This window comes from Komarekiella delphini-convector SJRDD-AB1 (assembly GCF_014831675.1).
Lineage (GTDB): Bacteria > Cyanobacteriota > Cyanobacteriia > Cyanobacteriales > Nostocaceae > Komarekiella.
In genome coordinates, this window is sequence record NZ_VJXY01000032.1 from 79,051 (window position 1) to 89,097 (window position 10,047).

Genomic DNA, 10,047 nt, shown 5'->3' on the forward strand with positions numbered 1-10,047 from the left:
TACTTGAATAAGTAGATCGAATCAGTTTATTGATTGATCAAATGATCGTGATCGCTCAAATCAGGATTGGGATTATAAATCATTTCATACAGTGGGAATCACACTCGTTGGTTATGAAACGATGTATATGATTGGCAAGGAACAGATTTATAGGAGCAAGTCAGATTTATTGATCAAGCATTGAAAGTGATTGTATAAAAGTTAACTTTATATAGTAGTTTTCGGATTCTTAAGAATTTTTTGCAACAATCCTCCGAAATTTAGTGCCAGAAAAATTGTTTCATGATAATATCACTTACATACTAAATTTTTTAAAAATTAGCTTTTCATTGTGGTGAAGTCTGTTAAAACATTTGGTTTCTAATGAAGGGTTTCAGAAAACCTAGCTAGCTAGCAAGGAATACTTAATGTTAATTATTGTGATAACGATTACCTTGTTTTTTGGGTGATATATGGTGCGTGTCTTCCAAGAACAGCTGGATTTCGTGAGCCTAATTATGAGGCCCTTTAATTGAGTACTCTATATTTTATTTCTTCTAAAACTGACAAAAAATGAATAAGTTAGGAGAAACATCATGTCAGAGACAACCATTATTAATAGCAAAGATATTCTTCATCAAATCAAGCTATCTTTCAAAATTACTGAAATAATTGAAGAAATTCTTTGCCGTCAAGTGATTGAGAGTGCTGCCGCTAGTGCTGGCATTGAAACGGAAACTGAGGAACTTCAGCAAGCAGCAGACCAATTTAGGCTAATAAACCGCCTGGAAAATGCTAATGAGACATTGGCATGGTTAGAAAAAAAAGGTCTTTCTGTAGATGATTTTGAAGAATTAGTTTATAACACAGTTATCTCTGGAAAGTTAGCTGCTCATTTGTTTCAAGATAAAGTTGAACCTTATTTCTTTGAAAATTACTTCGATTACATGTGTGTAGCGATTTATGAGCTAATTATAGATGATAAAGATTTGGCAATAGAACTGTTTTATATGATTCAGCAAGACGAGATGAGTTTCTCTGATGTAGCTCACAAATACATCCAAGATACAGAATTACGCCGCAAAGGAGGGTATCGAGGAATATTAACCCGAAATGATTTAAAACCGGAGATTTCTGCTGCTGTTTTTGCTGTTAAGCCACCGCATCTTCTTAAACCAATTGTTACCTCTTTGGGAGTACATCTAATTTTAGTTGAAGAAATTATTCGACCACAATTAGATCAAAAACTGTCTTCTAAAATTCTTTCTGATTTGTTTCATACCTGGCTAAAGCAACAAACTGAAAGATTAGAAGTTATTCATGAATTTGAAAGTCAAATTGAGGAGATTTGAGGATAAAATAATTTTTTTGAATATTATGTAGATATTCAATAAATATTTTCAATCAATGAATATTACTTGATTATGTCAATTGGTAATTTACAATTATGTCACATCATCAAGGAACCTCTAACGCCCAAAACTCAGTGCCTTTTAGGGGTAATTTTCTCAATGCGTTTCAGCGTAAACTGTTGCAAAAAAGTAGGCAAGAGGATTTACCTCAGTTTTACCGCCAGCGGATTGAAATTATGTTGTTGGCGGATGAGGGTAAATCTCAAACAGAGATTAGTCAAATTTTGGGATGTTGTCCAGCGACAGTACGCCATTGGACGCATATAGCTCGTGCTGGGATGGCACACCAATGGCAGGACTGTCCAATTGGTGGCCCTAAAACAGTGAATCAGGAATATTTGGAACGATTGAAAGAACTAGTAAGCCATAGCCCCCGTGATTACGGCTATCCTTTTACGCGTTGGACAGGGAATTGGCTGAATAAACATTTGTCGAAAGAATTTGGAATTGATTTGAGCGATCGCCATATCAATCGCTTGCTAAAACAGATGGGGTTGTCCTGTAAACCAAAGCCTAATAAAGAGAATAACATCTCTCCCCAGGCAAAAAATTCCAAAATCTTGATTTGCGATCTGGAATCGGAACAGATGCCGATTACTAGCGATTTTTTACCTGTTAATTCGGTGAAATTAAATACTAATTCAGACATTCATGGCGGAAAATCTATCCGAGCAATTAATTTCTTTGCAACAGCTCAGCCATACTTTAGGCTGTTCTCTTTCCGCAGAGGAATACCAACACTGTCTTAAACAAGTTAAAGATCTCAAGCCGAAAGTAGGAAAGTTCTGGCAAGGAGCTGAGGTTGCATCTGGCATTTATATCGTGATTGCTGGCAAAGTAAGGTTGCTCGATGAGGCAGATGAATTAATTGCCACTTTAGAGACGGGAGATTCTTTTGGCGAATTCACTTTGTTTCCAGAGGCATTCAAGCCTTACACAACAAGAGCTGCGATTAATCTGCATTTGTGCTTTGTTCCTAGTGAAGTGTTATTGCCATTGATGGCTAAGTATCCGCAAATCCAAGAGCAATTGTTAACTCAAGCGCGTAGACGCGATCGCGAAGCGTCTCGAAGAGAAGCGGCTTGTCGTCAGACATCGCGTAATTCTCTATTGGCTAGCTCTAATAACTCTTCAGTAGCGATCGCAGTTGAATCTGATAGATTGTCTGACAATGATAGTTCGTCAACGCCAGCGTTAGAGCCAAAGCCGCAGAAAAAAATTAGTAAAGCTTATATACCCACTCCCACACAAAGAATCGGGCATTTATGGCAAAGGGTGATTAGGCGCTATCCTTTTTTTGCCCAACAAAGTGCATCAGATTGTGGTGTAGCTTGTTTGGTGATGATATCTCGCTATTGGGGCAAACAATTTAGTATCAATCGCTTGCGTGATCTCGCCAATGTTAACCGTGACGGTGCATCCTTGCGTGGATTATCGGCAGCAGCAGAAAGTATCGGCTTTACTACCCGACCGATAAAAGCGAGTCTTGATCAGCTAGCGAAGCAAAAATTACCTGCAATTGTCCACTGGGAAGGAAAGCACTACATTGTTGTTCATGAAATCAGTCAGAAAAAGGTCGTTGTAGCAGACCCAGCCATTGGTCAACGCACTCTCAGTCACGCTGAATTTAAAGCTAATTGGACTGGCTACACATTACTACTACAACCCACAGTCTTGTTCAAAGATGCCCAAGAAACAACAACAACAACATGGCAATTCTTTGAATTAATGAAGCCTCATGGCTTAGTAATGTTGGAAATATTCATCGCTTCCGTGTTTATCCAGATATTTGGACTAATTACCCCACTATTTACCCAGTTGATTTTAGACAGAGTGGTTGTACAGCGATCAGAACTCACTTTAACAGCGGTGGGTTTAGGATTGGTGATGTTTAGCCTCTTTCGGGTAGCGATGATGGGGTTACGGCAGTATCTACTTGACCACACAGCTAACAGAGTCGATTTAGCGTTAATCGTTGGTTTTATTGGGCATACTCTGCGGCTACCCTTAAAATTCTTCGAGTCGCATTATGTGGGAGATATTGTCTCTCGCGTGCAAGAAAACCGTAAAATTCAACGCTTCCTTTCTGGTGAGGCTTTGTCTATTCTGCTGGACTTACTCACAGTCTTTATCTATGTAGGATTGATGTTTTGGTACAGTTGGAAAATGGCGTTATTGTCATTGGTAATTGTGCCGCCTTTTTTCTTACTAGCGTTAATTGCTACACCTTTTTTACAGAAGATTTCGCGGAAAATCTTTAATGCTTTTGCCAGTGAGAGTAGTTATCTAATTGAATTCTTAACTGGTATGCGGACAGTTAAAGCTACAGCAGTAGAACAAACAGTACGTTGGCATTGGGAGGAGTTACTAGATAAAGAGATAAAAACTAACTTTTCTGGGCAAATTATCAACAATCGTCTGCAAGTATTTAGCAATACAATTCAAGCGATGGCAACTACACTACTGCTATGGTTTGGAGCCCATTTGGTGATTCAAAATCAGTTGACTATTGGGCAACTGGTGGCATTTAATATGCTACTAGATAATATTATTGCACCCTTTCAAAGATTAACAGTCTTGTGGAATGAATTGCAGGAAGTAGTAATTGCAGTAGAACGCATTAATGATGTATTGGATGCAGAACCAGAGGAAGATTTAAACCAGCAATCACGGCAATCTTTACCACCAATTCAGGGTGAAATTTGCTTTAAAAACGTAACATTCCGCTATCATTCTGAAAGCGATATTAATGTCTTGGAAAATCTGAGTTTTATCCTAAAACCAGGACAAATGGTCGCCATAGTGGGACGCAGTGGTTCAGGAAAGACCACGATTTCTAAATTAGTTTTGGGTTTGTACCCGCCAACGGATGGCAAAGTATTGATTGATGGGCAGGATATTACCAGTATTTTCTTGTGTTCTTTACGTCAACAGGTGGGGGTTGTTGACCAAAACACCTTTTTGTTTGGCGGTACGATTCGGGAAAATATTAGTTTAGGACATCCTGATGTAACTTTGCCAGAGGTTATTGAAGCAGCAAAACTAGCGGGTGCTAATGAATTTATTAAAAACTTACCGATGGGTTATGAAACGCAGATTGGTGAAGGTGGGGGCTTGTTGTCTGGTGGACAACGCCAGCGAATTGCTATAGCTAGAGCCTTATTAGGTAATCCTCGGTTATTGATTTTGGATGAGGCAACTTCTCATCTTGATACAGAATCAGAAAGAATTATTCAAAAGAATTTTAATACAATTCTTAAAGGACGTACTGCTTTGGTTATTGCTCACCGTCTTTCAACTGTGCAGAATGCAGATGTGATTTTAGTGCTAGATAGAGGCATGTTGATTGAGAGTGGAACTCACTCAGAGTTGATGGCGAAGCGAGGGCATTACTTTTATCTCAATCAACAGCAGTTGAATATGGCAGTAGAGATGTAGGGTACTTTATCTCTACAACCCAAAATCCCAAATTGGCTCAGGAGAAATCATGCCAAATACATTGAATGGATCAGTTACTAGCAACATCCCTGATGATCAACAGCGCTCTCAAAATTTAAACTCTTCAGTTACAGCTACTTTAACTAATGATTGGTCTAATGTAACTAAAGAATCACTCGATAGCTTTCCTAAAGTTTGGACAAGAGGATTATTGTATTTTTTGGTAGTGTTTGTATCTATCGTTTTACCTTGGGCAATACTGTTTAAAGTGGATGAAACAGGTACAGCTAGAGGGCAACTTGAGCCTCAAGGAAACACAGTGAGACTAGATGCTGCTGTCGAAGGAATAGTTACAGCAATTCGAGTAAAAGAAGGTGATGTAGTTAAAGATGGGCAGACATTGTTAGTATTGGAATCAGAATTGGTTAATGCAGAATTACGGCAGGCAAAAGATAAATTAGAAGGTCAATTAAATCGGCGATCGCAGTCAAATTTATTAAAGAATCAATTAGCTGTAGCTTTAGCTACACAACGTCAACAAAATCAAGCTCAAGAGTTAGAAAAACTGGTGCAAATTGACCAGGCACGGCAAAGTTATCAAACTATTATGAATTCATATAATTTACAAAAAGAGGAAAAACTAGCTCAACTTAATCAGGCAAAAATGACTCTTGAGTATAATCAAAATGTAATTAAATTAGTAGAAAGTAGTTTAGTAAGTGCCCGAAAAGAAGTTGAAAGATTCAGTAAATTGAATCGCGAAGGAATTGTTTCAGAAATTCAAGTCGTAGACAAAGAAGATATAGCTAAAGACAAACAAAAAATATTTGAACAAAATAAGTCAGATATTGAACAAGCAAAGTTACGTTTTACCGAACAAAAAAGCAATTACCAACGTAGTATTCGGCAAGCGAAGGCAGATATTGACCAGGCCAGACTGCGATTAGAAGAACAAGAGAGGAGTTACCGAACTTTGACTCACTCAGGCAACTTGGCTGCACTAAAAAGTGAGGAACAACTGAAAAATTTGATAGCAGAAATTACTACACTTCAAGCAGAAATTGCTCAAACTAAAATTCAGATTAAATCATTGGAATTTCAGTTAAAACAAAGAATATTAAAAGCGCCTGTGAGTGGTACGGTGTTTAAGTTGCCAATTGAAAAAGCAGGGTCTTTGGTGCAGCCAGGTACAATGGTTTCGGAGATAGCGCCAATAAATTCGCCTTTAATAATACGGGCACAAATGCCAATAGATGAAAGTGGTTTTTTACAGAAAGGATTACCAGTTAAGTTAAAGTTTGATGCTTTTCCATTTCAAGATTATGGAGTAATAGAAGGAAAATTATTGGAAATATCTCCTACTACGATACAAATAGATACATCTAATGGTAAGGTATCAGCTTATGATTTAAAAGTTGCTTTGAATCAAAATTGTATTACTACAGCAAATAAGTGTGCTGATTTACGTCCTGGTGATACAGCGACGGTAGAAGTAATTGTGCGCCAACGCCGGATTATTGATTTTATTCTTGACCCATTTAAGAAATTACAGCAAGGAGGAGTAAAATTATAATCTGATATTGTCTTATTAAAGGTTATAAGGTTTACTCTATCTATTTACTAGTCTCTTTGTGACAATCATCAAATAATATTTTTTATTAAAACTTTTATGCACAATATTAAAATTAATCAAAATAGGTAAAGTGATGAATAGAAACATAAAAAAAGCTTTGTTTTTTATTGCTTTTACTTTGTTAAGCAATTATCTTTTGATAGCTCTTTACTTTGCAATAGGTGGAAAATGGGTCATGCCTAACGCACTAATTGTAACTGCGGTTTATATGTTTATACCTATGTTTATTGCTATCATCACTCAGAAATTAATTTACAGAGAATCTTTAAAATCTTTAGGGTTATCTTGGAAGTTAAATAAGTGGTTTTTGGTAGCATGGCTACTACCTTTGATAATTGTGCTTGCTACATTAGGCATTAGCTTACTATTTCCTGGCGTTGAATACTCTCCAACTACATCAGAGGCATTAGAGCGGATTAAATCTATAGTTACGCCAGAACAATTAAAACAAATCCAAAGCGATTTAGCTGCTATGCCAAGCTATGCCTTGATATTGACAAATATATTACAAGGTTTGATTGCAGGTGTGACAATTAATGCAGTTTTTGGTTTTGGTGAAGAATTAGGCTGGCGAGGACTTCTGCAAACAGAACTTAATTTTATGGGTTTCTGGAAGTCATCAGCAATTATCGGTCTAACTTGGGGAGTATGGCATGCTCCACTAGTTTTGCTAGGACATAATTATCCTCAGCATCCTCAAATTGGCGTGTTCATGATGACAATTTCGACTTTGTTGTTAGCACCAATATATAGTTATATCAGAATTAAATCAAAATCAGTTATTGCGGCAGCTATTATGCATGGCACAACTAATGCACTTGCTGGACTCCCTATTTCACTGATTAAGGGAGGAAACGATTTAACAATTGGGATGACTGGGTTAGCAGGACTGATTGCGATCGCGATCGTAATTATAGGTCTTTTCGCCTACGATTATTTCTTAGCTAAAGAGCCTGTAATATCGAAAGTAAAGGTTGCGCCATAACTTAATTAGGTTAGTCAGGATATGAGAACCCTGGTTTATTCAAAAAACCGGGGTTCTTAGCTTATACTCATACCATTTCACTAAAATCCTGGTAAAATTTACTCCCCCAGCTTGCCTAAATGTATCAACCTTAAAGTTAAACGGTATTAGAGGATGTTTGTAAATTCTAATTTATTAGGAATATTGCAGACATCACTGTATCAGTCTTGTCCAAAAAACTTTTTTCGGTGGTTTAATACCTTGTACGAATAGCACTAAGATAAGCATAAATTCTTGATTTAACTGGTTTTTGGGTGTAAAGCGTTGGGAATTAAGAACTCGGATACATCGCAAATTTATCAACTCCTACACTCTACCTCCAGCCTCTACAAAAATTTCAAAACATCCAACGAAAAGTCCTGATTTGAGGTAGTTCTAATCAATTAAGTAAAAATAGTCACCATGAGGCACGCTTAATGTCAACACCAACAGCAACGTCTTTACCTAGCTTTCGTCAATTTATTTTGGCAACACCATTTTATTTCCTGATTCCAGTGGGGTTTGGTTTGCTACCTTTGGTTTGGGATAAACAACTACTTTGGGAATTAGTCGGTTTGGGTATTGCTGCGTGGGTTTTTGCGCTCATACTCAGAGGGCCAGTAGCACTGATAGCAAACAAAAAAGCTAGTTCAACCGAAGTAGCTCAGCGGTGGGTGGTTCTCTCTTCAGGGCCAATAGAAGAGTTAATCAGATTATGTACGTTAACACTAGTAAGCAAGGACTTTATTTCTGCCTACTCAATTGGTCTAGGTTGGGGAGGAATTGAAGTAGCGTATGCTGTTTTAAGCGGATATTTAATTACCACACTTATCCATAAAAATGACGAAGAAGCTATCCAACTTAGAGAGTATCTTCAAGAACTTGGTATGCTAACGGAATCAGCACCTTTTTTGGGAATAATAGAGCGTTTTTCCGCTACTGCATTCCACATTGGTTTTACGCTTTTATTAGCAAAATGGTCTTTTTTCATTTTTCCTGGTTCTATCATTCATAGTAGCTTCAATCTAGGCACGTTTATGATGCTGCGGTATAACCCTATAGGTGTTCAAATAATCATTGCTGTAATGGGGATAGCATTTTTCTTATTGGGTTTATCAGTATTCATCCAACTCTGATGAATAACTGAATTACTGCTGAGTATTCGTCTATTTTATTAAATACAAACTCTTTAATTAGAAAAGCAAAAGTAGCATTTTAAAACAATGTATATGTTTTCTCAAGCTTGATTTAGCTAGGCTGAATCAAGCTTGAACTACTTTTTAGGAGATTTAAATTAATGGATACTTTTGGGATTACAAGAGACATGAATAATTCATAAATGTCTGAAATAGATGTTTGAAAATATTGATTTTAAGAGTTAAAAAATGAATACTTATTTTTGTCTGGATAAACTTTTAAACCAGACAATCCAATACTTTAGTTTTCAGGAGTATCTAAAAATGGCTTGCATCAAAATCAATAATCTAGCACCAGCTGGGTCTGATTTGTTCAAGGGTTCCGAAAGCTTTATGAATGAGCTAACTGAAGAAGAACTTGGGGTTTCAGGTGGTGCACGCGCTACTGTAACCGTAACTCTTACTTATACAGTGACCTTGACTCGGACTTACTCTTTGACCTGGACTCGCACTCGGACTTTCTAGTTACGTCTATAATTTTTTGAAAATTAAGGAGAATCTAAAATGGCTAGCATCAAAATCCACAATCTCAGACCAGCAGGTTCCGAATTATTCAAGGATTCAGAAAGCTTTCTTAATGAATTAACTGAGAGTGAGATTAGCACTGTAGAAGGTGGACTTGTTAGTTTCAGTCTTACTTATTCAGTGACAGTGACTCGGACTTACTCTCTGACCTGGACTCGCACTCGGACTTTCTAGTTGCGTCTCTAATTTTTTGCAAATTAAGCAGAATCTCCAGCTTATAGACTGTTCATCTAGCATTGGGTTAGCTGTAGTTTGTAAAACTACAGACTACAGCTACTCACAAATTTGTTAAGTTATGTTATCTACGAATTGAGCAACAGTTCCATACATTTCAAAGACATGATTGTTTCATTTGTGTCTTAATTATCAGCTTGAACAAGTTGATTTTTAAACTCTAATCACAGATACTTGTATTTAGACACCAATTCGGCAAAATTCAGCAATCTTAAATAGATAACGCCGTTTCTTCATAGAGGCGTGCTGTTTACCTCATCTATACTATTAATAAAATATCGATTTTTACAGGTATCTATTGTTGTTAAAAACGCGATAAGAGCTTATCTATACTTTTGAAGATCGAAACCTAGTGAAGGTTAAATTATGACATTTCGGTTAACCACTCAAAATGTTTTTGAGTATTTGTCCAAGCAAGGTATTTGCATAGATGAGGATTTGCAAGGAAGCACTGAACGGATCTCTGGTAAAAACTTCAATCTACTGATTACTTTACCTAATATAGCAATCCTAAATCAGTTATGAGAAAATGCTTAAAAGTACTAAAGTAGTAATTAGTACAAAAATATGGTTATGCAGGGATGTGGATACAATCATTAGAAGATTTTATTAAAGAAAGCCTAGATC

9 protein-coding genes are annotated in these 10,047 nt (G+C 36.9%); all 9 read left to right on the plus strand.

Annotated elements, in window-relative coordinates; all coding sequences use genetic code 11:
- The first annotated feature begins 575 nt into the window (after nt 1–575).
- The 9 genes from FNW02_RS24455 to FNW02_RS24495 all read left to right on the plus strand — a co-directional run bounded on the left by FNW02_RS24455 (nt 576) and on the right by FNW02_RS24495 (nt 9,945).
- Entirely contained in the window at nt 576–1,331 is a 756-nt protein-coding gene (locus FNW02_RS24455; protein ID WP_191760083.1) for a peptidylprolyl isomerase, read from the plus strand.
- A 95-nt stretch (nt 1,332–1,426) separates the two neighbouring features.
- A complete protein-coding gene (locus FNW02_RS24460; protein WP_191760084.1) occupies nt 1,427–2,140 on the plus strand; it encodes a helix-turn-helix domain-containing protein in 714 nt (237 codons plus the stop codon).
- The gene (locus FNW02_RS24465; protein WP_191760085.1) at nt 2,043–4,829 is read left to right on the plus strand and encodes a peptidase domain-containing ABC transporter; all 2,787 of its coding nucleotides are present in this window, start codon (nt 2,043–2,045) and stop codon (nt 4,827–4,829) included. Before FNW02_RS24460 ends, FNW02_RS24465 begins: the two co-directional genes overlap by 98 nt.
- Before the next feature lie 49 nt (nt 4,830–4,878).
- A complete protein-coding gene (locus tag FNW02_RS24470; RefSeq protein WP_191760086.1) occupies nt 4,879–6,402 on the plus strand; it encodes an HlyD family efflux transporter periplasmic adaptor subunit in 1,524 nt (507 codons plus the stop codon).
- Nucleotides 6,403–6,637: 235 nt separating this feature from the next.
- Entirely contained in the window at nt 6,638–7,447 is an 810-nt protein-coding gene (locus tag FNW02_RS24475; RefSeq protein WP_225225874.1) for a CPBP family intramembrane glutamic endopeptidase, read from the plus strand.
- 455 nt (nt 7,448–7,902) lie between these two features.
- Nucleotides 7,903–8,601 carry a YhfC family glutamic-type intramembrane protease gene (locus FNW02_RS24480; protein ID WP_191760088.1) on the plus strand — a complete coding sequence of 233 codons (699 nt, stop codon included), beginning with the start codon at nt 7,903–7,905 and terminating at the stop codon, nt 8,599–8,601.
- A 324-nt stretch (nt 8,602–8,925) separates the two neighbouring features.
- Nucleotides 8,926–9,126, plus strand: coding sequence for a hypothetical protein (locus tag FNW02_RS24485; RefSeq protein ID WP_191760089.1), 201 nt, complete (start codon nt 8,926–8,928; stop codon nt 9,124–9,126).
- A gap of 39 nt (nt 9,127–9,165) precedes the next feature.
- Entirely contained in the window at nt 9,166–9,360 is a 195-nt protein-coding gene (locus FNW02_RS24490; protein ID WP_191760090.1) for a hypothetical protein, read from the plus strand.
- 426 nt (nt 9,361–9,786) lie between these two features.
- Nucleotides 9,787–9,945 carry a hypothetical protein gene (locus FNW02_RS24495; RefSeq protein WP_191760091.1) on the plus strand — a complete coding sequence of 53 codons (159 nt, stop codon included), beginning with the start codon at nt 9,787–9,789 and terminating at the stop codon, nt 9,943–9,945.
- Nucleotides 9,946–10,047: the final 102 nt, after the last annotated feature.